We start from the raw sequence: 20,993 nt of genomic DNA, 5'->3' as shown, positions 1-20,993 counted from the left end.
TCGCCCGGTCGGCTGGCAACCGCCGATCGAGACCCGCCAGTTATTGCTGACGGTCGCGCAGCGTGCCACCCTCCTGGCCAGTCGCAGTCGATCAGGGGGTGTCGGGGGCGCGTGAACTTCGTCGACTACCTGGGTAACCGCTGGGACAACCTGCTCGAGCTGGGCGTCGAGCACGCGCTGGTCACGGCGCTGGCCGTGGCCATCGCCACCGTCATCGGGGTGGGGCTGGGGCTGCTCACCTACGACCGCCCCCGGCTGCGCCAGCTGGTCATCGCCACCTGCTCGGTCTTCCTGACGATCCCGTCGCTGGCCCTGTTCGGCCTGTTCATCAGCTGGCTGGGGCTGGGCACCACGCCGGTGGTCACCGCGCTGGTCATGTACTCGCTGCTGCCGATCGTGGCCAACACGATCGTCGGCCTGCGCGGGGTCGACCCGGCGGTCGTGGAGTCCGCGCAGGGCATGGGGATGAGCCGGGTGCAGCGGCTGTTCCGCATCGAGCTCCCGCTGGCCTGGCCGGTCATCCTCACCGGGATGCGGGTCTCCACGCTGCTTGCGCTGGGCATCGTGGCCATCGGCGCCTACATCCTGGGCCCCGGCCTGGGCAACGACATCTTCGCCGGGCTGTCGCGGATCAGCAGCCCGAACGCGCTCAACCTGGTGCTCGGCGGCACGCTCGGCGTGATCGTGCTGGCGATCCTGTTCGACCTGCTGTTCGTGCTGCTCAACCGGCTGACGACATCGAGGGGGGTCCGATGACTGGTCTGGGGGGCCGGACCAAGATCCGGCTCGACGAGCTCACCAAGCGGTTCCCCGGCCAGGCGCAGCCTGCCGTGCAGGGGCTCTCGATGGAGATCCCCGAGGGCGAGATCGTGATCTTCGTGGGGCCCTCGGGCTGCGGCAAGACGACCACCATGAAGATGATCAACCGGTTGATCGAGCCGACGTCCGGCCGGATCTTCCTCGACGACGAGGACGTCACCCGGGCCGACCCGGACCAGCTCCGCAGGCGCATCGGCTACGTCATCCAGCAGATCGGGCTGTTCCCGCACCAGACGATCGCGCAGAACATCGCCACGGTGCCCAAGCTGCTGGGCTGGGACCGCAGGCGCATCGCCGACCGGGTCGACGAGCTGATCGGGCTCGTCGGGATGGACCCCGCCGAGTACCGCGACCGCTTCCCCAAGCAGCTCTCCGGCGGGCAGCGCCAGCGGATCGGGGTGGCCAGGGCGATGAGCGCCGACCCCGACGTGATGCTGATGGACGAGCCGTTCGGCGCGATCGACCCGATCACCCGCGACCGCCTGCAGAACGAGTTCCTGCGGCTGCAGGCCGAGATCAAGAAGACCATCGTCTTCGTCACGCACGACATCGACGAGGCCATCAAGATGGGCGACCGGATCGCCATCCTGCGCGAAGGCTCGCAGATCGCCCAGTTCGACACCCCGGAACGGATCCTGGTCGACCCGGCCGACGAGTTCGTCGCCGACTTCATCGGCCGCGGCGCCTCGCTCAAGCGGCTGAGCCTGAGCCGCGTGCGCGACATCGCGCTGGGCGACTGGCCGACCGTCACCGCGGGCACCGACCTCGCCCAGGCCCGGCGGCTGCTCACCGAGTCCGACAAGGGCTCGCTGCTGCTGCTCGACGCGCAGGGCGTGCCGCGCGGCTGGATCACCGGCGACCACCTGCGCGCCGCCACCGGACCGATCGCCGCGGGCGACGGCCTGCCGCCGGCCATCGTCCGCCCGGGCGCCACGCTCAGCGACACCCTCAACGAGATGCTCACCGCCCGCTACAGCACCGCCGTCGTGCTGGACGACGACGGCCGCTACTCCGGCGTCGTGGAGATCGACACGATCAACGAGGCCATCCGCGGCATGCAGACCGCCGAGCGCGAGCGGTTGCGCGGGCAGGCCCTCGTCGACTCCCCGTTCGACGAGGCCGACCCGGTGGAGCCCGCGCGATGACGATCGCGGTCGAGCAGCTCGACGTCGGCCTGCCGCGGCGCCGGTCGCTGGCGGGCTGGCTCGTCACGCCCGCCGTGCTGGCCGCGGTGCTGCTCGGGCTGTGGGCCTACGTCGCGTCCACCGAGCTGGACAGCATCGAGGAGCGCAGGGTCAACCTGCCCTTCATCGTGCAGGCGGCGGGCGAGCACATCTCGCTGACCCTGGTGTCCACGCTGTTCGTGCTGGTCATCGCGGTGCCGGTGGGGATCGCGCTGACCCGCCCCGCGCTGCGGCGGATCACCCCGGCCGCGGTCGCGGTGTTCAACATCGGCCAGTCGGTCCCGTCGATCGGCGTGCTGGTGCTGCTGGCGATCGGCTGGGGGATCGGCTTCTGGCCCGCGGTGGTGGCGCTGGTCGCGTACTCGGCGCTGCCGGTGCTGCGCAACACCATGATCGGGCTGCAGCAGGTCGACGAGGCCGTCATCGAGTCCGGTCGCGGCATGGGGATGAGCAAGGGGCAGGTGCTGCGGCGCATCGAGCTGCCGCTGGCCGTCCCGGTGATCCTCACCGGCCTGCGCACCGCGCTCGTGGTGAACGTCGGCACCGCGACGCTCGCCGCGCTGGTCGACGCGGGCGGCTTCGGCGGGATCATCATCACCGGCCTGGTGCAGAACCGGCAGCTCGTGACGATCGTCGGCAGCGTGCTCACCGCCGTGCTGGCGCTGCTCATCGACTACCTCGGCCGTGTCGCCGAGGAGGTGCTCCGGCCGAAGGGGCTGTAGGCGCCGGAACGAGGAAGGGGAGTTCCATGCACCTGAGGACCCGAACAGCGCGATGGGCCGCGGTGCTGGCCGCGGCCGCGCTCGCCGTCACCGCGTGCGGTGGCGGTGGCAGCGGCGGTCAGGTCGGCGGCGGGGGAGGCGGGGGCTCGCTGGGCGCGGTGGGGCTCGACGGGGCCTCGTTCACCGTCGGCTCCAAGGAGTTCACCGAGCAGATCATCCTGGGCGAGATCGCCGTGCAGGCGCTGGAGGCCGCGGGCGCCGACGTGGCGCCGCTGGCCACCATCACCGGCTCCACCAACGTCCGCACCGCGCTGACGTCGGGCCAGCTCGACATGTACTGGGAGTACACGGGCACCGGCTGGTCGACCCACCAGAAGAAGGAGGTGGCCGACGCCCCGCGCGACGAGAAGGAGCTCTACGAGGCGGTCAAGCAGGCCGACGCGGCCAACGGCATCGCCTGGCTCGACCCGGCCCCGCTGAACAACGCCTACGCGCTGGCGATCAGCAAGGCCAAGAGCGACGAGCTGGGCATCACCACGATGTCCCAGATGGCCGAGCTGATCAACTCCAACCCCGCGCAGGGCAAGATCTGCGCGGCCGCCGAGTTCATCACCCGCGACGACGGCCTGCCCGGCGTCGCGAGGACCTACGGCTTCACCCTGGCGCCCGACGGCGTCGCCGAGCTGGAGCTCTCGCTGATCCCGCCGGAGACGGCGAAGGCGCAGACGTGCACGTTCGGCGAGGTCACCGTGACCGACGGCGCGGTCTCGGCGAACGACCTGGTGGTGCTGGAGGACGACAAGAGCACCTTCGTCGACTACAACCTGGCGATGACCGTGCGCCAGGAGGTGCTCGACGCCAACCCGAAGCTGGCCGACGTGTTCAACCCGATCGCGACCAAGCTGACCTCCGACGTCATGCGCGGCCTGAACGAGCGCGTCGACGTCCAGGGCGAGCTCCCCGACGAGGTCGCGGAGCAGTGGCTCACGGAGAACGGCTTCACCGGCTGACCCCTCCGCCCCCGTCCCGTCGAGAACGAACTTGTCGCCGTTCGGACCGGCCCAAGACGACGACGACTTCGTTCTCGACGGGAGGATCAGGCCCGGTGGAAGCGCTCCGCCTTGCCCTGGCGGAGCAGCCGCAGCCACTGCGCGAACTGGCGCGGGCTGCGCTTGGTGATCAGGAAGTACCAGGCGAACCGCGGGTACTCCAGCATCCCGACCTTGCGCATGCCCGGCTGCGAGACCAGGTAGCCGCGGTTGCGGTAGGTGTAGTACCGCTTGACCGGGTCGTCGGGGTCGCGGGCGTGCAACCGCCCGCGCAGCATCGGCTTGTCGTCCTCGTTGCCCGTCGGGTGCAGGTAGGCGGCCTGCAGCGCGGTGCCGAACGCCAGCCCGGAGCGCACCAGCCTGCGGTGCATCTCCACCTCGTCGCCGCGGACGAACAGCCGCAGGTCGGGTACGCCGACGACGTCGAACGTGGCGGCCCGGAACAGCGCCCCGTTGAACAGCGCGGCGATCTGCGGGAGCAGGACGTCGTCGGCGCCGTGCTCGGTGTCGGCGCGCAGGGCCGCGCGGGAGCGGTGCCAGGTGAGCCCGCGGCGCACCGGGAAGGCGAGGCGGTCGGGGTCGTCCTTGTCGGCCACCATCGGCGACACCGCGGCCAGTTCGCGCCGGTCGGCCACGTCGACCAGCGTGGCGAGCACGGTGTCGTCGGCGGCGTGGCCGTCGTCGTCGCCGAGCCAGATCCAGTCGGCGCCCATGGCCAGCGCGTGCAGGATGCCCAGCGCGAACCCACCCGCGCCGCCGAGGTTGTTCCACGACGGGATCCAGGTGGCCGGCAGGCCGCAGGACTCCACCACCTCGCGCGCGGGATCGTCGGGACCGTTGTCCACGACGATCAGGTGCGCGATGGGGTGGGTCTGCTTGGCCAGCGCGGCCAGCGAGTCGACCAGCATGTCCGGTCGGTGGCGGGTGACCACCACGGCGACGACCGACCCGGGAGGCAGCGATGAACTCATCGCGTTCCCTCGCTGCGCTCGGTCAGCGCTTCGTGCACCGACAACACAGCGACATCGCTCGCAAGCTCGCTCACCGGGCGTCGATCTCGGCCAGCACGTCTCTCCCCTTGTAGTGGGCCAGTACATCGCGCAACGGACCGTGCTCGCGGATGGTTCCGCGGTCCATCCAGATCGCGGTGTCGCACAGGTCGGCCAGGAACTCGTCGGAGTGCGAGGCGAAGACCAGGATGCCGGAGCGCTCCACCAGCTCGTGCAGCCGGTTGCGGGCCTTGGCCAGGAACTCCGCGTCGACCGCCCCGATGCCCTCGTCGAGCAGCAGGATCTCCGGGTCGATGCTGGTGACGACGCCGAGCGCGAGCCGCACGCGCATGCCCGTCGAGTAGGTGCGCAGCGGCATCGACAGGTAGTCGCCCAGCTCGGTGAACGCCGCGATGTCGTCGACCTTGGCTTCCATCTGCTTGCGGGTCATGCCCAGGAACAGCCCGCGGATCAGGATGTTCTCCAGCCCGGAGATCTCCGGGTCCATCCCGACGGCGAGGTCGAAGACGGGGGCGACCTTGCCGACGACCCTGGCCCGGCCGCGGATGGGCTCGTAGATGCCCGACATCAGCCGCAGCAGGGTGGACTTGCCGGCGCCGTTGTGGCCGACCAGCGCCACCCGCTCGCCCTTGCGCAGCGAGACGTTGATGTCGCGCAGGGCCTCGATGACCGGGACCTTCGAGTCGGTGCCGATGGCCCCGCCCGCCCGGCCGAGCACGGCCTTCTTCAGGGAGCGGGTCTTGGCGTCGAAGACGGGGAAGTCGACGTCGGCGCCTTCGATGTCGATGCTGACCATGGTCGTCTCAGCCGTCCTCAGACCCAGTACGCGACGCGGGAGCGGTAGTTGCGCATGCAGACCAGTGCGGCCGCGCAGCCCACCACGGTGATGGCACCGACGACGTACCAGTGGTGCCAGGCGATCGGGAGCCCGAGCAGCGGCTGGCGGATGATCTCCACGTAGTGCAGCACCGGGTTGATCTCGACGTAGGTCGCCAGCGGGTTCGACCGGAACCGCTCGTAGGACCAGACGATCGGGGTCATGAAGAACAGCAGCTGGGTGAGGCTGGCGATGATCGGCGGGATGTCGCGGAAGCGGGTGGCGATGATGCCCGACAGCACCGCGATCCACGCCCCGTTGAGCACCAGCACGACGAACGCCGGGATCGCCAGCAGCACCGTCCAGCTCAGCGGCTGCGGGAAGACGATCATCAGGATGCCCCAGATGACCAGGTTGTGCAGGAAGAACAGGGTCTGCCGCCAGACCAGCCGGTAGACGTGCAGGCTCAGCGGCGCCGGCAGGAACCGGATCAGCCCCTCGTTGGCGATGAAGACCTCGCTGCCCTCGAGGATGCAGCCGCTGACGAAGTTCCAGATCAGCAGTCCGGTGGCCACGTAGGGCAGGAACGTCGTGATGTCCTCGCCGAACAGGGCGCCGTAGAGGATGCCCATCGCGGTGGCGATGACGCCCATGCTGATGCTGATCCACAGCGGGCCCAGCACCGATCGGCGGTAGCGCTGCTTGATGTCCTGCCAGCCCAGGTAGCCCCACAGCGGGCGCTGCTTCCAGCCCTGACCGAGGTCGTTGAAGGCCCGCCGCCAGCTGCGCGGACCGGCCGCGTCGACGAGTGCCGCGCGCTCGGACGTCGAGTCCTGCGCCCGGTCGTCACCGGCGGTCATCGTCTGCGCCACCGGGCGAGGGTACCTGCGTGAGCCGAGGGCCCCGTGGGCGGTGTTGGGTGACCGTTCGGCGGCGGTTCGACGCTGCGTGGGGCCGATGCGGGCCGGTCTCGGGATACTGCTGGTCCCGACACGCTTCGTGAGGAGACCACTCCGTGCCCCATCCCTCCGTGCGCCGCGGCGCCCTGGGTGCCGCCACCGCTGTCACCGTGAGTGTGGCAGCGGTGCTGGCGGCGTCCCCGGCGGCGGCCGCGATCCCGGACGCTCCCCCGGACCAGCCCTTCACCCTGACGATCCTGCACAACAACGACGGCGAATCGCAGCTGCTCGGCGCGCCGGCCGACCCGAACTTCGGCGGCATCGCCCGGTTCGTGGCGCTGGCGAGGTCGCTGCAGGCCGCGGCCACCGCCGCCCCCGACAGCGGCGTCGTGACGCTGTCCTCCGGCGACAACTACCTGGCCGGCCCGCAGTTCGCGGCCAGCCAGGAGAAGGGCGTGCCCTTCTACGACTCCATCGGCCTGGACGCCGTCGGCTACGACGCGCTGGCCATCGGCAACCACGAGTTCGACTTCGGCCCCGACACCCTGGCCGACTTCATCTCCGGCTTCGACTCCGGCGTGCCGTTCCTGTCCAGCAACCTCGACGTCTCCGCCGAGCCGCGGTTGGCCGAGCTGGCCGAGCAGGGCCGGATCGCGCCCAGCACCGTCATCGAGGAGGCGGGGCAGCGCATCGGCGTCGTCGGGGCGACCACGCCGGCGCTGGCCTCGATCTCCAGCCCGCGCGACGTCGTCGTCGGGCAGGACGTGCTCGGCTCGGTGCAGAAGGCCGTCGACGAGCTCACCGCCGACGGCGTCGACAAGGTCGTGCTGATCTCGCACCTGCAGAGCGTCGGCGAGGACCGCCAGCTCATCGCCCAGCTGCGCGACGTCGACGTGGCCATCGCGGGCGGCGGCGACGAGCTGCTGGCCAACCCGGGCGACCCGCTGGTCCCCGGCGACGCCGTGTCGGTCGACCCGGCCACCGGCCAGCCGTTCGGCTACCCGATCCAGGTGGCCGACGCCACCGGGCGGGTCGTCCCGGTGGTCACCACCGCCGGCGACTACAAGTACATCGGTCGGCTCACCGTCACCTTCGACGGCAGCGGCACCGTGACCGGCGTCGACCCCGGCTCGGGCCCGGTGCGGGTGTCCGGAGTCGAGGCCGACGCGATCGCCCCCGACCCCGCCGTGCAGGCCGAGGTGGCCGACCCGGTGACCGCGTACACCGCCGAGCTGGCCGCCACCGTCCTCGCGCAGAGCGAGGTCGCCCTGGAGGGCCGCCGCGAGCCCGGCGTGCGCACCCAGGAGACCAACCTCGGCAACCTGCTCGCCGACGCGCTGCTCGACGCAGGCCAGGACGGCGCCGAGGAGTTCGGCGTGACCGCGCCGCAGGTGGCGCTGCAGAACGGCGGCGGCATCCGGAACAACTCGCTGATCCCGGCGGGCCCGGTGACCGAGCTGGACACCTTCTCGATAGCGCCGTTCGCCAACTTCGTGGCCGTCGTGCCGGACGTGCCGCGCGCGCAGTTCAAGGAGCTGCTGGAGAACGCGGTCTCCCAGATCCCGGTGGCCGACGGCCGGTTCGCCCAGGTCGCCGGGTTCCGGTTCACCTACGACCCGGCCGGGGCCGCCCAGGTGACCGCGGAGGACGGCACGGTGACCACGCCGGGCGCCCGGGTGAGCGAGGTCGTGCTGGACGACGGCACGCCGATCGTCACCGCCGGCGCGGTGGTCGACGGGCCGGGCATCTCGGTCGCGACGAACGACTTCTCCGCCCGCGGCGGCGACGTCTACCCGTTCCGCGGCCTGCCCTTCACCTCGGTCGGGGTGAGCTACCAGCAGGCGCTGGCCGGCTACATCGCCGACGACCTCGGCGGCGCCATCACCGCCGCCGCCTACCCGGAGGCCGGCTCCGGCCGCATCACCGCCACCGGCTGACCCGACCCCCGCCCAGAGTTCAGGAAAGCCACGATGCTGCCCGCAGAGGGCAGCATCGTGGCTTTCCTGACTGTGGAGCCTGCCCAGCGCGCCGCTCGCCCGGTTGAGGCGGGACGAAAGCCGCTCTCGTGCCGTGAGGCGCAACGAGAGTCACGCTCGTGTCACTCTCGTCCTCGTCCCACCGAGCGAGCGGCGCGCTCGAGCAACGCGCTCGGGCCGGCGCGCCGTTCACCCGCTCCCGTCGCGCACGGTGGCGGGCAAGCGAGCGGCTCGCCACTCAGCCGGAGGCTGCCCTCGCAGCGGATCTGCCTGCTGCGAGGGCAGGCCGGTGACTACAGGTACTGCCCGGTGCCGCGGCCGGGGATCTCGGTGCCCGGCTGGGGCGTCGCGCCCGGGGGCAGCCCGCGGCGCATCTGCTCCAGCTGCGCCCGCGCCGCCATCTGCTGGGCGAACAGCGCGGTCTGGATGCCGTGGAACAGCCCCTCCAGCCAGCCGACCAGCTGGGCCTGGGCGATCCGCAGCTCGGCGTCGGAGGGGATGGTGTCGTTGGTGAACGGCAGGCTGAGTCGCTCCAGCTCCTCGCGCAGCTCCGGGGCCAGGCCGTCCTCGAGCTCCTTGATGGAGTTCTCGTGGATCTCCTTGAGCCGCGCGCGGGAGGCCTCGTCCAGCGGAGCGGCCCGCACCTCCTCCAGCAGCTGCTTGATCATCGTGCCGATCCGCATGACCTTGGCGGGTTGCTCGACCATCGTCCCGACGCCCTCCTCGCCGTCGCCGTTCTCACCCGACTGCGGCACATGGGCCATGCCCACCGGTCGCCCGTCCGGCCCGACCACCAGCACCTGCTGCTGCTCGCCGTTCTCGGCCGCGCCACCCGCACTGCCCTGTTCCGGTCCCATGCTCTCCACGTTCCCCACTCGGCCCCGCCCTATAGCGGTGCTCCGTCGCGATCTCGGACTCGACCCGCGTTCTGGCCGCCCACCGTAGCGGGATCGGCGCGCCGCGGTCGGCGGCTACCTGACCAGCAGCAGCTTGCCCACCACGCCGCCCCCGTCGAGCAGCGCGTGGGCCTTGCCCGCCTCGGCCAGCGGCACGGTGGCGTGCACGACCGGTCGCACCTTCCCGGCGGCGATCAGCGGCCACACCTCGCGGGCGGTGCCGGCCACCACCTCGGCCTTGCCGTTCGGGCCGTCCAGCGGGCGCCCGCGCAGGCCCATCGCCGTGATGCCGGCCCGCTTGGCCAGCAGCGCGCCCAGGTTCAGCTCGCCCTTCGCCCCGCCCTGCATCCCGATGACCATGAGACGCCCGTCCATCGCCAGCGCCGAGACGTTCGCGGCCAGGCCCTTGGCGCCCATGTTGTCCAGGATGACGTCGGCGCCGTGGCCGTCGGTCTGCTCCTTGAGCTGCGCGGTGACGTCGTCGTGGTAGTCGATGACGATGTCGGCGCCCAGGTCGCGGCAGCGCTGCATCCGCTCGGGGTTCCCGGCCGTCGCCGCGACGCGCGCCCCCAGCGCCTTCGCCACCTGGATCGCGTGGGTGCCGATGCCGCTGGTGCCGCCGTGCACGAGGAACGTCTCACCCGCGGAGAGCCGGGCGTGGCGCACCACGTTCGACCACACGGTGCAGGCGACCTCGGGCAGGCTCCCCGCCGTCGAGACGTCGACCCCGTCCGGGACGGGCAGCACCTGCCCGGCAGGCACCACGACCTTCTCCGCGTAGCCGCCGCCGGCCAGCAGGGCGCACACCTCCTGCCCGACGGCCCAGCCGGTGACGCCCTCGCCGAGCGCCTCGATGCGCCCGGAGCACTCCAGGCCGATGATCGTCGACGCCCCCGGCGGCGGCGGGTAGTTGCCCTGGCGCTGCAGCAGATCGGCGCGGTTGACCGCGCTCGCCACGACGTCGATGAGCACCTCGCCCGGTCCCGGCTCGGGGTCGGGCACCTCCGTCCACTCCAGGACCTCGGGGCCGCCCGGCTCGCGCGCAGTGATCGCATGCATGACCGCGACGCTAGTACGCCCGCTGGTCGGCGGCCGCCCGCACGGCGGCGCGGACCTCGGCTTCCGCGCCGCGCAACGGTTTCCCGACGATTGCCGGAACGGGGCCTGAAGCGGGACTGAAGCGCGGTGCCGTACTGATAGCGTCATCGGTACGGCGCCGGTTCGGGGGTGGTTCGTCGTGATGACGGGGACGGTGGTCTTCCTCGTCGTCGGCGGAATCGGCGTCGTCATTCTCGCGCTCGGTCTGCTCGGCAGCCAGCTCGCCGGAATCTTCAGCGCCGAGTTCGACGGCACGGTCACCACCGAGGCGGTCGCCGGCTTCCTCGGGGTGTTCGGGTTCGGCGCCGCTGTCACCAGCATCCTGGTCGGCGCGGACAGCCCCGGCGCGTTGGCGCTGTCGGGCGGGGTCGGGGTGGCCGCCGCGATCCCGGCGGCGTTCCTGATCGCCCGGCTGTCCCGCGCGGCCCGCGACATGGCCACCGACGACACCCCGCAGCGGTCGGACCTGATCGGCACGAACGGCGTCGTGATCAGCCCGATCCCGGCCGGGGGCTACGGCGAGGTGCGCCTGCGGCTCGGCGGCCACCACCTCAAGCTCAACGCCCGCGCGGACGCGCCGATGGCCATCGGCACGCCCGTACTGGTCATCGAGGCGCCGAGCGACACCAGCGTCGTCGTCATCGACGCGCCGGGCGCGCAATTCCCGATCACCGGTCTGCACCCGTGACCGATTGACCCGAATTCCATCCACGTCGAAGGGGGAAACGACATGGAACTGCTCATCCCGGTCGGTGGCGCGGTGCTGCTGGTCTTCCTGCTGGTGCTGTTCGTGCTGTCGCGCATCAAGGTGGCGCGGTCGAACGAGGCGTTCATCGTCACCGGCCGCAAGGGCCGCACGACCCAGGGTGTCGACGGCACCAGCTCCACCGACCTGTCCGGCCAGAAGGTCGTCATGGGCGCCTCGGTGTTCGTGCTGCCGGTGGTGCAGAAGCTGCAGGTGCTCGACCTGTCCAGCCGGCGCATCCACGTCGAGATCCAGGGCGCGGTCAGCAAGCAGGGCATCCGGACCAACCTGCACGGCGTGGCCATCGTCAAGATCGGTGGCACCGCGGAGGCCATCCGCGCGGCGGCGCAGCGCTTCCTGCACCAGCAGAAGGAGATCGAGGGCTTCACCCGCGAGGTGCTCGCCGGTGCGCTGCGCTCGATCGTCGGCAGGCTCACCGTCGAGGAGATCATCCGCGACCGGGCCGCGTTCGCCTCGGCGGTCGCCGAGGAGGCCGAGCACTCGATGACCAACCAGGGCCTGGTGCTGGACACCTTCCAGCTCCAGGACATCACCGCCGACGGCAGCTACCTGCAGGACCTGGGCCGTCCGGAGGCCGCCCGGGTCGTCAAGGACGCCATGATCGCCGAGGCCAAGGCCCGCCAGGCAGGCGAGCAGGAGCGGTTGATCGCCGAGGAGGCCATCGCCGAGGCCAACCGCAACCTCTCGCTCAAGCAGGCGTCCATCCAGGCCGAGATCGACGCGGCGAAGGCCCGGTCGGCCGCCGCCGGCCCGCTCGCCCAGGCCGAGCGCGACCAGGCCATCCTCTCCGAGCAGCAGAAGGTGGCCGACCGCAACGCCGAGCTGAAGGAGCGCCAGCTCAACACCGAGGTCCGCAAGCCGGCCGACGCCGCCCGCTACAAGGTCGAGCAGGAGGCCGAGGCGGCCCGCAACGCCGCCGTGTTCGCCGCCGACGCGCAGCGCCAGGCCACCATCGCCGCCGCGCAGGCCCGCGCCGAGCAGGACCGCCTGCTGGGCGAGGGCGAGCAGCAGCGCCGCACCAGCGTCGCCGACGCCGTCGAGCGCGAGGGCGCGGCCGAGGCCGCCGCGCTGCTGGCCCGCGGCCAGGCCGACGCCGAGGCCCGCAGGCTCAAGGCGGAGGCGTTCGCCCGCTACGGCGAGGCCGCGGTGCTCGACCTGCTGGTCCAGGTGCTGCCGCAGGTGGTCGAGGCGGCCAGCAAGCCGCTGGGCGAGATCGACAAGATGACCGTCATCTCCACCGACGGTGCCAGCTCGCTGACCAAGTCGGTGGCCACCAACGTGGCGCAGAGCCTGCAGCTGGGCAGCGACCTCACCGGCGTCGACCTCGCCGGCCTGCTCGGCAGGCTCGGTGGCATCACGACGGCCCCCGTCGACGCGGCACCCGCCGTCCCGGCGGGCGAGTCGGTCCGCCCGTCGCCGAAGCCGTCCAAGTCGGTGTCCAACGGTGGTCCGGTGGAGTCCGCCGCCGAGTGACGGGCCGGGGTTCAGGAAAGCCACGATGCCGCCCTCTGCGGGCAGCATCGTGGTTTTCCTGAACTCGGGAGACCGGACGAGCGGCAACCCGATGGCCGCGGCCGCCGCGCTCGGGCAGGCTGCGGCGGCATGGACCACCCGGACCCCTGGCCCCTGCGCGACCTGGTGCTGCGCACCCCGCGCCTGGAGCTGCGCCCCGACGACGACGACGGGCTGCGCGAGCTGGTCGAGGTGGCCCACGCCGGCGTGCACGACCCGGCGGTCATGCCGTTCCTGGAGCCCTGGACCGACGCCGACCCGCGCTACCTGGGGCGGGGGATCCTGCAGTACCACTGGGCGCAGCGCGCGCAGGTCGACCCGCGGGCCTGGGGCCTGCACTTCCTGGTCCGCCACGAGGGCAGGGTGCTGGGCGTCCAGTCGCTGACCGGACGCGACTTCCCGGCGCTGCGCACGGTCGGCACCGGTTCCTGGCTCGGCCGGACCCACCAGGGCGGCGGGTTCGGCACCGAGATGCGGGCGGCCGTGCTCGGGTTCGCGTTCGACCACCTCGGCGCCGTCGAGGCCGTGTCCGGGGCCTTCGCCGACAACGCCGCGTCGCTGCGGGTGTCGGAGAAGCTGGGCTACCGGCGCAACGGCACCTGCCGCCACGCGCGGCGTGGTGAGCCGGCGACGGAGGTCCTGCTGCGCCTGGAGCCAGCCGACTTCGTCCGGCCGGACTGGACGCTGCGGGTCGAGGGCCTCGACGCCTGCCGGGGGCTGCTCGGCGCCGGGTGAGACGGTCAGCCCAGGTCGACCCCGCGGGCGAAGGTGTCGCACTGCGACGGGTCGCCGCTCTGGTAGCCGGTGGTGTACCACTTCTCCCGCTGCGCCGAGCTGCCGTGGGTGAACTGGCTCTCGTCGACCCGGCCGCCGCCGAGGTTGGACTGGATGAAGTCGTCGCCGATCCGCTCCGCGGTGTCCAGCGCGGCCGCGACGTCCTCCCGGGTGACCTCGGTGATCAGCGGCCGGCCCGACTGCGTCGGCACCGTGGTGGCGTGGTTGGCCCAGACGCCGGCGTAGCAGTCGGCCTGCAGCTCCAGGCGCACCGAGCCCGACGTCGGGCCGCTCTCGCCGCCCTGCACCCGCGAGGAGGTGCCGAGCAGGTTCTGGATGTGGTGGCCGTACTCGTGGGCGATGACGTAGGCCCGCGAGAACGGGCCGCCCTGCGCGCCGAACCGCGTCTCCAGCTCCTCGAAGAAGGTCAGGTCGATGTAGACCTCGGAGTCGGCCGGGCAGTAGAAGGGCCCGGAGGCGGAGGTGGCGCTGCCGCAGCCGCCGGTCGTGACGCCCCCGCTGAAGAAGTTGGTGCGCGGCGGGGCGTAGGTCTGCCCGGACGCGGCGAACGCGTCGGTCCAGTAGCCGTCGAGGGAGTTGACGACGGCCACGACCTCGCAGTCGAGCTGGGTGTTGGCCTGCTCGCCGGTGCGGCACGCCGAGGCCGCCGCCGAGGTGTCGGTCTGCTGGCCCTGCTCGAGCCCGCCCAGCCCGGGGATGCCGCCCGGCACGCTGAACCCGCCGCCGCCACCCCCACCGAGCTGCGAGAGGAGGAAGTAGACGATCAGCCCGACGACGCCGAGACCACCGCCGCCGAGCGCGACCCGACCGCCGACCCCGCCCCCACCGCTGCCCCGGAGATCGTCGATATTCGACGTGTCCAGGTCGGCGCCCTCGTCGAACCGCATGCTGCCTCCCTCGCTCGGCGAGATCCCACCACACCGGACCCCGCCCGGCGCGCTGCGCCATGGTCACGACGAGTTCACCTTTCCCTGTCCGGGTGGTTTCCATGCCGCGCCGACGCCCGACCGTGACCGGCGCGCTCCCGCCTGCCCTCCTCCGCCGCGTCCTGATGGCCGCCGGTCGTCGCCGCCGAAGCGCGAACCCGCCGGTGGGCCGGGAACGCCCGGAAGTGGCCCGCGTGTCGCACCGACATCCGCGACGTCAAGACCACCCCGGCCGAGCACTCCGCCAAGCACGCCGAGCACACGGCGCGGTTCGACTCGGTCGACAGTCGGCTCCGGTCGTTGACCCAGCTCGTCGGGCAGGTCCTGGAGCGGCTGCCCGAACAGCCCGGCGACGCCACCTCCTGAGCGTCGCGGTGGCGCTCGCCCGCTCCGGACAGTCCGTACGCAGCCCCGGAACGGAGGGGTACCGTGCACGGCGGAAGCGTGGCAGAGCGGCCGAATGCACTCGCCTTGAAAGCGAGAGTCCCGCAAGGGTCCGGGGGTTCGAATCCCTCCGCTTCCGCTGCCTGACCAGTGGGTTCCTCTGGTCAATGGGCCGGGCGACCTCACCTGGCTGCCAGCGGGGTCTCAGTTTGGGTCTCAGTGAGGTCGTGGCCCGAGGGTATCCCGTGGGCGATGATCTCAACTCGACCCGCAGTGGCTCTCAACGACCCGAGTGCTGTGCGGCATCCCGTCGACCTGGCGCAGCCCGACCACGCGAGGTTCCGGGGTGCAGCCCCCGATGGCACCTGACCCGAACTCGATCAGCTCTGCGCCCCGGAACGCCACGTGGTAGCCCTCCGGGAGGTCGACGGGATGCCGCACAGCGCCGCCCACCCTGCCGACGTGACCCGCACCGTCGTCCGGCCACCCCGGAGACCTACCCGCCCGGCGAGGGCGCTAAATGCCCTGGGTCCATCGAGGCGGACGGGTATACTCGGCGAAGAGGGTAGCACCTCGCCGATTCAGACATAGATTAAGCTGTAGATTGCTCCTAAGTATTGGATGATATGATTATGGGACGTAGTCGAGAAGGTCGATGTCACGTTTGTGGGCGGACCGATACTCTCACCTTCGAGCACCTTCCACCAAGGTCGTCAGGGAACTCGAATCGCCGTCGCGGTATCGATATGATGGCCGCACTTGAAGCTCCCATTGGCGAATTCCCGTCGTCTGGCTGGAAGGATATGCAGCGTGGCGTCGGGATGCATGCAACGTGCCGAGGCTGTAACTCGTTCGGTGGTCGAGCATATGTACCTGCATACTCTGAACTTGTTCATGGGGTAGTGGGCGGGCTAGTAGAGTGGGAGCGCAACTCCTTCGCTGGCGGTCCACCTCCGCCGCGCATGCGGCTAGCTGCCGAGGACGTGCGTCCGGGAGCTGTGATTCGCCAAGCCCTGTTCATGCTGCTTGTCGCCAGTGGATCGGCCGGACTGGGTGACCGGTATCCAGTGTTGCGGAGCTTCGTCATCGATCAGCGCGTTGGCACGCTGCCGTCGAATATTCGCGTTTACCTCACACTGGTGGCGAGTAGTCGAATTCGAATCAACTCCACCCAAGTTCGAGTCGACATGAAGACGGGGTCATCTGTTGCCACAGTAGAGGTCGCCGGTTCGCCGTTCGCATGGCTACTGGAGATCGGGCCCGACAGTAATAGCGAGTCGCAGAATGTCTCGAGCTGGACTCAGTTTGCACCTAGCCACGTAGACCGCATCCAAGTTGATACAGTTCTCGGTAGCGTCGTAAACCCGTTCGCTGGAGATTATAGGCATATTTGGCAAATCCAAGCGGACGCAGGCTGACACGGCGACTCTTTCTCAGTCGCGCGCCCGCGCAGGGACCGGCCAAGGTTGCACGACCTGCGTAGCGCTTGCGCCTACGGCGCCCACAGGGCGTGCCGTGGAAGTTCGAGGACCCCCTGACGCAGCCTTTGTTCGGCTGCGGCCCTTTGTCCGGTCGCGGCGCGGATCCGAGCACAAGAAGTCACTTGGGCGCAATCAAAGAAATGTAGGCCTGACTGGTTCGCAGTTATCTCCCTATGGTCGCAACCCTTTTGTTGTCACCGAGTGAGGATGACTTCCGGCGATACTACACGGATTCAATCGAAACGATTCCTTGCTACAGCTGTAATCTGGCTGACGAAGTCTTCGGGAGGCGACGCAAGCTCTTGCAGCATCCCGAATCGTTCGGCATATCTCGCGATTTCGTTCTTCTCGTCACGCCAGACGCTGTCTCTATCAGCGCTCTCCAGGTAAACGAGGTCTGGTACCTCAGGGTCACGGAACTCCAACACGGTAAATGCGTCGCCCATGCCGCGAAATAGTCCGGCAGAAAACGGAAGGAAGCGTAGCGTGATATTTGGATGGTCGGCGAGAACCTTGAGACGCTCAATCTGCGACTTAATAATCCCCGACCCCCTGCCTACCGGGCGGCTGATCGTCGCCTCACCAAGAATAAAGTCGAGCTTGGGGCAGTCGATCCTCTCAAGCATCTCCTGGCGCTGAAGTCGAGCCATCAAGAGTTTCTCAATCCTCCTCCCTTCGTTTCCGAGCGACGCAAGTAACTCGCGCGCGTAATCTTCAGTTTGCAGCAAGCCAGGTACGACGGATGGTTCATACTTCTGAATGAGGCGTGCCGCCCGCTCGTTCTCAAACACATTCAGGGCGGCACTCGTGTAGACGTCGCGGTACTGCTCCCATTCCCCGGGCCGTCGAGCTGCCTTGGCGTACTCTACAACCTCGGATATGCGCTCGTCTTCGAAGCCGTACTCTTTCAGAAGAACTCGGACGTCCGAGGGTTGTGGGGGTGCACCGGTCTCGATCCTGATCATCTTGCTCAGTGACCACAGAACGCGGTCGGCTGCTTGCTTCTGCGTCAATCCGACACTTTCGCGCGCATCGCGCAGGATGTTGCGAACTCTGCGTCGGTTTACTTCCGGCGGGCCGCCACCTTCCGCATCAGTCGACAACCCCTGGCACCCCCTTCAGTTCGGTCCCGGCAGTCGCGTTCGCGGAGCTGGTGAACCGGGTCGTCACCCGGGCGATCCGGTTGAGAGTCTAGGCAGACATCGGTTCCGCTGTCAGCGTTGACCGCAACAGGATGACAGGTCGAGGTTGTCGCTTGGTCGATGGTTAACTACGTTCATGTCGAGGTGCTCGTGCTCATGCTCGGGCCGGTCAGCCTGACATGTGTCAGACTCAAGCTTGTCATCCGGTGCCCACTCCGGCATGCTAGATGGCACTAGCAGCCCTCCCAGGCAGCTGGACGAGACGGGCCGAGCTGCCGCCAGGTTCGTCGATCGACTAGGCCGTCTCCCGTACCGGGGGCGGCCTAGTCGTGGTTGACCTAGATCCGGGTTCGGCGCGATACTGCGGTGGTTCGGGCGATGCGTGTGCGGCAACGCGCAGCGCCTGGATGCGTCGGCCGGGTAGCTGGCCGAGGGCAACCTTGTTCCGCCTGGGAGGAAGCAGTGATGGTTGTGATCTCTCTTCGATCATTGGTGAGCTGGGTATTCTGGACCGGCGTTCTGGTGATCATCCTCGTGCTACTCATCGTCGCCGGACCCGCTGCGTGGGGAGGCATCCACTGAGTGGACCTTTGAGGCCCCGCTCGTCGAGCCGCCAGGCCACCAGTGGACTCGGGCTCGGCGAGCGGCTCTCTGTCGGGGGAGCAGGATCGTCTTGAATCGTATTCGGACAGCGGGACCAGAAATCCTCCCCATTAGACAATGACGCAGAAAGGTTCTTCTTTGAGGCTTATTCCTGAGATGGAATGGCGCAAGAGTCGATTCAGTCAGGAAGGCGACTGTGTAGAATGGCGGTTCCCTCCCAATGTTGTTGAGCTTCGCAACTCTCGTGATCCGGAAGGCTCGAAGCTAATATTTACACACAGTGAATGGCGAGCATTTCTTGCCGGAGTTAATGCTGGCGACGCCATGCTGCCCGAAGAATAAGGCTCCTCTGCGGCACCGGGTGCACAATTTCCTTCCAGCGCTCCTCCGAACTGCTCCCCGCTCGTACCTCGGTTGATCCGAGGAGCCCGGCCTTTCACCGGCATCCGCGCCAGCATCGCAACCGATCAACGACCGACGGCTGCACCCGCGCTGTTGCTGCCGGTGCCCGGGCAGCCCGCGGCCGGGTTGACTCAAGTTCCAGGAGTCTGGTCCGCGTCCTCAACCACCCAGAGCAACGCTCCGACTCGGTCAGCAATGTCGCCGGTGACCACTTCGGTGATGTGCTGGTACCGCGCCGCCATCGACGTGCTCGACCAACCCATGACGCCCATGGCCGCCCGCTCCGGGACGCCCAGGATGAGCAGCACGGTCGCGGCGGTGTGGCGGGCGTCGTGCAGCCGCATCGACCGGACGCCGGCTGCCTGGAGCAGGTCTTTCCAGCGTTTGAGGTCTGTCCGGGTGTTGAGCGGCCGGCCAAGCTGGTCGGTGAACACCCACCCGCCGTCCTGCCAGAGCTGGCCGGCGTGGGCGCGTTCGGACTCTGTTGCTTGAAGTGTTTCCGCAGCAGTCCCACGACCGGCTCGGGGATGCCGATGACCCGACGGCCGGCACGGGACTTCGTGTCGGCGGTGACAGCGCGGGTGTTCACCCGCTGCGGGCAGTGCCCGGCCGCGGAGTGGCCGCAGTCGCCCGTGCAGCCGTGCCGGTAGCTCGGTCGCTGGAGCGCCCGTCGGACGGCGAGGCGGCCGCTGTCGAGCTGGATGTCCGCCCACTTCAACCCGAGCGTCTCCCCCTGCCGCAGACCGAGAGCGAGGGCAACGGCCCAGCGGGCGTGAAGTCGGGACTTGGCCGCCGCGGTCAGAACCTTCTGCAGCTCTTCCAGCGTCATCGGCTCGATCTCGACTTCGTCCAGCCGGGGCGCCTTCGCGATCCTGGCGGGGTTCCGGTGCAGGTGGTTCCGTCGGACCGCTTCGTTCAGCGCCGTCCGCACCGTGCGGTGCGCCTGGTGCGCCGTACCGGGTGAGCTGCCGTTGGCGACCATCCGGGCGTAGAGTGTCTCCAGGTGCTCGGGCTGGAGCCGGTCGATCCGGTGGGCCCCGACGCCCGGAATCAGGTGCTTGAAGACGGCGAACCGGTAGCCGTCCAGTGTGGTCGGGCGGACTCCGTGCGGTGCGATGTTCTCCACCCAGTGGGTCAGCCATTTCTCGACGCTCCAGGGCCGGCCCGGCCGGCGGATGTTGCCGCCGTCCCGCTCGCGTTCGAGCCGGCGGACTGCCTCGATGACCTCGGCCTGGGTTGCCCGCTTGACGTGCCGTCGATCCGGCTTGCCGTTGGCCAACAGCCCGACGGTGACCCGGCCGTGCCATTTGCCGTCGTAATCGCTGAGGTAGATCGAGCTGGCGCCGTTCGGTGCCCGGCCGCCCTTCGGCCCCGATCGGCGCGTCATGACGTGCGCCGCCGTCGGTCCTGCTGCTGGGGAATCTGCTCGGCCGTGAGCCGCTCAATGAACGATTCGAGCGCGCTGGAGGGAATCCGTCGGAGTCGGCCGACGCGAATGGACGCGATCTCGCCGGCCTTGATGAGGGCATACATCCGCGTCCGGCTGATCGAGAGACGGCCGGCGGCGTCCTCGACGGAGAGCAGAATCCGGCTGTCCGGTACGTCTGTGCCGATGAACATCGACCCTCCCTCGGTCCGGTCGGATGTGGTTTTCTGTCGGCTGCTCGTGCGACTCTGACCGGCGTGGCCGTAACGGAGTACGACGTCACACGCATCCCTGGCGGGAACCTCCGGGTCTCCCGGTCGGAGTTCGCCGCGGTGTGGGCCGCGGCTGAGCACCGGGATGCCAGCGGGGTCGACTGGTACGCCGGCGGTGTCGTCGACACCTGCCGGTGGCTCGCCGGCCGGTCGGTCCGGCGGCCGGCGACGGGTCGCACCGGGATCGCCTACGAAGAGCGCATCGAGGACGAGTCCGTGGCTGCGGAGAGCCTGGCCGTGCGCCGGCCCGACCTCGTGGGGCTGCAGCCCGGTTGGTGCGAGGGGGTTCGGGCGACGCTGCGGTGGGCGTGGCGCCGGGATGGTGGGCCGCCGGTCAGCGCGGTCGGCGGCCCGTCGGAGTGACTCCGGTACCGGATCAGTAGCCATCGCCGTAGTCCTGCCCGTCGTCGCGCTGGCCCGCGTGGTCCTGGGCGTGCCAGTCGTTGAGTTCCTGGCTCCGGTGCTGCTCGGCCTCGCGCGTGTCCTCGACGGCGCGGGCGGTCATCTCGGCGAGGACCCGGCGGGCATGGGCCACGTGGGCGTCGGTCTCCTGGAAGGTCGGCACCCGGACGAGGTCCTCGTCCTCGGGTGCGGGTGCCTCGGCGGCGATCTCGCGCAGGTCTGCCGGTGCGACCCCGATCAGCCGTCGGGTGTCGGCGCTGGCGTCCTCTTCGGCGTCGAGCGCGGCTAGTACTCCAGCCGTAGGTCGTGATCTTGCTGGCGTGGCGGTCCCGGACGTGAGGCGGCCACCGCGTGATCCTCGTCCGTTGTGTCGACATCAGATGATCACGCGATGGCCGTGGGCCACAGCGTA

At 69.9% G+C, this 20,993-nt stretch carries 21 protein-coding genes and 1 tRNA gene; 12 read left to right on the top strand and 10 right to left on the bottom strand.

The window, feature by feature from the left end:
- Nucleotides 1–111 precede the first annotated feature (111 nt).
- The 4 genes from KDL28_RS22960 to KDL28_RS22945 are packed head-to-tail and all read left to right on the top strand — an operon-like array spanning nucleotide 112 to nucleotide 3,735.
- Nucleotides 112–756 carry an ABC transporter permease gene (locus KDL28_RS22960; RefSeq protein ID WP_252441541.1) on the top strand — a complete coding sequence of 215 codons (645 nt, stop codon included), beginning with the start codon at nucleotides 112–114 and terminating at the stop codon, nucleotides 754–756.
- On the top strand, nucleotides 753–1,964 hold the full coding sequence (locus tag KDL28_RS22955) for a betaine/proline/choline family ABC transporter ATP-binding protein (RefSeq protein ID WP_252441540.1): 1,212 nt from the start codon (nucleotides 753–755) through the stop codon (nucleotides 1,962–1,964). Before KDL28_RS22960 ends, KDL28_RS22955 begins: the two co-directional genes overlap by 4 nt.
- The gene (locus KDL28_RS22950) at nucleotides 1,961–2,725 is read left to right on the top strand and encodes an ABC transporter permease (RefSeq protein ID WP_252441539.1); all 765 of its coding nucleotides are present in this window, start codon (nucleotides 1,961–1,963) and stop codon (nucleotides 2,723–2,725) included. Before KDL28_RS22955 ends, KDL28_RS22950 begins: the two co-directional genes overlap by 4 nt.
- Before the next feature lie 26 nt (nucleotides 2,726–2,751).
- Nucleotides 2,752–3,735 carry a glycine betaine ABC transporter substrate-binding protein gene (locus KDL28_RS22945; RefSeq protein ID WP_252441538.1) on the top strand — a complete coding sequence of 328 codons (984 nt, stop codon included), beginning with the start codon at nucleotides 2,752–2,754 and terminating at the stop codon, nucleotides 3,733–3,735.
- Between the two features lie 86 nt (nucleotides 3,736–3,821).
- On the opposite strand, the gene glfT1 is transcribed toward KDL28_RS22945, so the two are convergent.
- The 3 genes from glfT1 to wzm all read right to left on the bottom strand — a co-directional run bounded on the left by glfT1 (nucleotide 3,822) and on the right by wzm (nucleotide 6,461).
- Complete coding sequence (gene glfT1 / locus KDL28_RS22940) at nucleotides 3,822–4,745, bottom strand: galactofuranosyltransferase GlfT1 (protein ID WP_252441537.1); 924 nt, start codon at nucleotides 4,743–4,745, stop codon at nucleotides 3,822–3,824.
- 70 nt (nucleotides 4,746–4,815) lie between these two features.
- A complete protein-coding gene (wzt, locus tag KDL28_RS22935) occupies nucleotides 4,816–5,580 on the bottom strand; it encodes a galactan export ABC transporter ATP-binding subunit Wzt/RfbE (RefSeq protein WP_252441536.1) in 765 nt (254 codons plus the stop codon).
- Between the two features lie 17 nt (nucleotides 5,581–5,597).
- A complete protein-coding gene (gene wzm, locus KDL28_RS22930; RefSeq protein WP_256502491.1) occupies nucleotides 5,598–6,461 on the bottom strand; it encodes a galactan export ABC transporter permease subunit Wzm/RfbD in 864 nt (287 codons plus the stop codon).
- Nucleotides 6,462–6,670: 209 nt separating this feature from the next.
- Between wzm and KDL28_RS22925 the strand changes: the two genes are divergently transcribed.
- The gene (locus KDL28_RS22925; protein ID WP_252441534.1) at nucleotides 6,671–8,437 is read left to right on the top strand and encodes a bifunctional metallophosphatase/5'-nucleotidase; all 1,767 of its coding nucleotides are present in this window, start codon (nucleotides 6,671–6,673) and stop codon (nucleotides 8,435–8,437) included.
- 332 nt (nucleotides 8,438–8,769) lie between these two features.
- Here KDL28_RS22925 and KDL28_RS22920 read toward each other — a convergent pair whose 3' ends face one another.
- Both KDL28_RS22920 and KDL28_RS22915 read right to left on the bottom strand, forming a co-directional pair.
- Nucleotides 8,770–9,333, bottom strand: a complete 564-nt coding sequence (locus KDL28_RS22920; RefSeq protein WP_252441533.1) for a bacterial proteasome activator family protein — start codon at nucleotides 9,331–9,333, stop codon at nucleotides 8,770–8,772.
- 114 nt (nucleotides 9,334–9,447) lie between these two features.
- Nucleotides 9,448–10,431, bottom strand: a complete 984-nt coding sequence (locus KDL28_RS22915; protein ID WP_252441532.1) for an NAD(P)H-quinone oxidoreductase — start codon at nucleotides 10,429–10,431, stop codon at nucleotides 9,448–9,450.
- Between the two features lie 181 nt (nucleotides 10,432–10,612).
- Between KDL28_RS22915 and KDL28_RS22910 the strand changes: the two genes are divergently transcribed.
- From KDL28_RS22910 to KDL28_RS22900, 3 genes are all read left to right on the top strand, one after another.
- Nucleotides 10,613–11,158: an NfeD C-terminal domain-containing protein gene (locus tag KDL28_RS22910; protein ID WP_252441531.1), complete on the top strand. Its 546-nt coding sequence runs from the start codon at nucleotides 10,613–10,615 to the stop codon at nucleotides 11,156–11,158.
- A gap of 42 nt (nucleotides 11,159–11,200) precedes the next feature.
- A complete protein-coding gene (locus KDL28_RS22905) occupies nucleotides 11,201–12,709 on the top strand; it encodes a flotillin family protein (protein ID WP_252441530.1) in 1,509 nt (502 codons plus the stop codon).
- Between the two features lie 129 nt (nucleotides 12,710–12,838).
- Entirely contained in the window at nucleotides 12,839–13,483 is a 645-nt protein-coding gene (locus KDL28_RS22900) for a GNAT family N-acetyltransferase (protein ID WP_252441529.1), read from the top strand.
- A 5-nt stretch (nucleotides 13,484–13,488) separates the two neighbouring features.
- Here KDL28_RS22900 and ypfJ read toward each other — a convergent pair whose 3' ends face one another.
- Nucleotides 13,489–14,430: a KPN_02809 family neutral zinc metallopeptidase gene (gene ypfJ / locus KDL28_RS22895; RefSeq protein ID WP_252441528.1), complete on the bottom strand. Its 942-nt coding sequence runs from the start codon at nucleotides 14,428–14,430 to the stop codon at nucleotides 13,489–13,491.
- A 477-nt stretch (nucleotides 14,431–14,907) separates the two neighbouring features.
- Between ypfJ and KDL28_RS22890 the strand changes: the two genes are divergently transcribed.
- Nucleotides 14,908–14,992: transfer RNA gene (locus tag KDL28_RS22890), tRNA-Ser, on the top strand.
- A 1,575-nt stretch (nucleotides 14,993–16,567) separates the two neighbouring features.
- On the opposite strand, the gene KDL28_RS22885 is transcribed toward KDL28_RS22890, so the two are convergent.
- Nucleotides 16,568–17,437, bottom strand: coding sequence for a helix-turn-helix domain-containing protein (locus KDL28_RS22885; protein ID WP_256502486.1), 870 nt, complete (start codon nucleotides 17,435–17,437; stop codon nucleotides 16,568–16,570).
- A gap of 759 nt (nucleotides 17,438–18,196) precedes the next feature.
- Here KDL28_RS22885 and KDL28_RS22880 point away from each other — a divergent pair.
- Nucleotides 18,197–18,421, top strand: coding sequence for a DUF397 domain-containing protein (locus KDL28_RS22880; RefSeq protein WP_308216046.1), 225 nt, complete (start codon nucleotides 18,197–18,199; stop codon nucleotides 18,419–18,421).
- 191 nt (nucleotides 18,422–18,612) lie between these two features.
- Here the strand turns inward: KDL28_RS22880 and KDL28_RS41640 are convergent, their stop codons facing one another.
- Entirely contained in the window at nucleotides 18,613–18,915 is a 303-nt protein-coding gene (locus KDL28_RS41640; RefSeq protein WP_252441527.1) for a tyrosine-type recombinase/integrase, read from the bottom strand.
- Between the two features lie 59 nt (nucleotides 18,916–18,974).
- Here KDL28_RS41640 and KDL28_RS41635 point away from each other — a divergent pair, with 59 nt between their 5' ends.
- Complete coding sequence (locus KDL28_RS41635; protein WP_252441526.1) at nucleotides 18,975–19,445, top strand: hypothetical protein; 471 nt, start codon at nucleotides 18,975–18,977, stop codon at nucleotides 19,443–19,445.
- Nucleotides 19,446–19,864: 419 nt separating this feature from the next.
- On the opposite strand, the gene KDL28_RS22860 is transcribed toward KDL28_RS41635, so the two are convergent.
- Entirely contained in the window at nucleotides 19,865–20,101 is a 237-nt protein-coding gene (locus KDL28_RS22860) for a helix-turn-helix domain-containing protein (protein ID WP_252441525.1), read from the bottom strand.
- A 63-nt stretch (nucleotides 20,102–20,164) separates the two neighbouring features.
- On the opposite strand from KDL28_RS22860, the gene KDL28_RS22855 reads away from it, so the two are divergent.
- On the top strand, nucleotides 20,165–20,542 hold the full coding sequence (locus tag KDL28_RS22855; protein ID WP_252441524.1) for a hypothetical protein: 378 nt from the start codon (nucleotides 20,165–20,167) through the stop codon (nucleotides 20,540–20,542).
- A 13-nt stretch (nucleotides 20,543–20,555) separates the two neighbouring features.
- Here the strand turns inward: KDL28_RS22855 and KDL28_RS22850 are convergent, their stop codons facing one another.
- The gene (locus KDL28_RS22850; protein WP_252441523.1) at nucleotides 20,556–20,744 is read right to left on the bottom strand and encodes a hypothetical protein; all 189 of its coding nucleotides are present in this window, start codon (nucleotides 20,742–20,744) and stop codon (nucleotides 20,556–20,558) included.
- Between the last annotated feature and the right edge of the window lie 249 nt (nucleotides 20,745–20,993).

The sequence above is a fragment of the Pseudonocardia humida genome, from assembly GCF_023898865.1.
Classification (GTDB): Bacteria; Actinomycetota; Actinomycetes; order Mycobacteriales; family Pseudonocardiaceae; genus Pseudonocardia; species Pseudonocardia humida.
The sequence above is the reverse complement of the archived record's forward strand: the minus strand, read 5'-3'. Positions and strand labels throughout refer to the sequence as shown.